The organism is Bradyrhizobium sp. 76, assembly GCF_023073025.1.
Taxonomy (GTDB): domain Bacteria; phylum Pseudomonadota; class Alphaproteobacteria; order Rhizobiales; family Xanthobacteraceae; genus Bradyrhizobium.
The window spans coordinates 1-1,148 of record NZ_JADPIS010000136.1 but is presented as its reverse complement, the minus strand read 5'-3'; the positions used below and the strand labels follow the sequence as shown (position 1 = coordinate 1,148).

At 61.2% G+C, this 1,148-nt stretch carries 1 protein-coding gene; it reads right to left on the bottom strand.

Going from position 1 to position 1,148, the window contains the following annotated elements; genetic code table 11:
* The coding region (locus tag IVB48_RS34745) for an amino acid adenylation domain-containing protein (RefSeq protein WP_247407357.1) at window positions 1-1,148 on the bottom strand (1,148 nt) is incomplete at both ends.

The following is a 1,148-nucleotide window of genomic DNA, read 5'->3' as shown; positions in this document are numbered from 1 at the left end:
CTCACCACTGAACGGATCGGCCAAGAACCGCTCCGCCGTCAGTTCGGGCCGGTTCAGATAGCCACGCGCGACCCCCGCCCCGCCAATGTAGAGCTCTCCCACCGCTCCCAACGGAACGGGCGCGCCATGGCCATCGAGCAGATACACACGCGTGTTCGCAATCGGACGGCCAATCGGGACAACTGACCCATCAAAATCAGAGGGGTAACTCCAGGTCGTCGCACAGACCGTTGTTTCGGTAGGTCCATAGGCGTTGACAATAGATGTTGCAGGCAACCTTCGAATGAGTTCAGACTTTGGCAGCTCTCCAGCAAGAATGAGAGATTGCGACGCCAAATATTCCAGATTGCGGTCTCCTTGGAAAAAGGCTGGAGGCAACGTCGCGTGTGTTATGGCTTCGCTTCGCAGATAATCTGATAGCTTGTTACTCGCTTGACGGAGCTCATCCGCAGGCAAATGCAATGCGGCTCCAGCACCAAACGCCATAAGAATTTCCCAAGCGCTCGCATCAAAACCAAAGGAGGCGAACTGCACTACTCGGCTGTTTGAACAAACGCCAAAAAGCCCGATCTGAGCCAGCCCCAGGTTGACGAGGCCCCGATGCTCGATCATGACTCCCTTTGGGGTGCCGGTAGATCCCGAGGTGTAGATCACATAGGCGAGATGGCGCGAGGTCAGGCCAAGCGCGCGCGGGTCGGGATCCGAGGCCGGCAGCTTCGCCCAGGCCGATGTCGCCGTCTCGAGATCGACCACCGTCAGATCGGCCAGCGCATCGGCGCCCAGCGCGGATCGTCCCGCAGCATCGGCCAGCAACAGTTGCGGCTGCGCATCCTCAAGAACCTGCTTGAGCCGTGCGCACGGATAGGCCGGATCCAACGGCAGATAGGCGCCACCCGCCTTGAGGATTGCAAGCAGCCCCACCACCATCGCCACGCCGCGCTCAAGGCAGATCGCCACAGGCTGGTCCGGCTTCACCCCGAGTGCGATCAGATGATGCGCCAGCCGGTTCGCCCGCGCATTGAGCTCGCCATAGCTCAAGCGCTCGTCCGCATGGACCACCGCCACCGCGTCCGGCGCCTTGGCGACCTGTGCCTCGAACAGCTCATGGATGCACTGCTGCTCGGGATACGGCACCGCCGTCCGGTTCA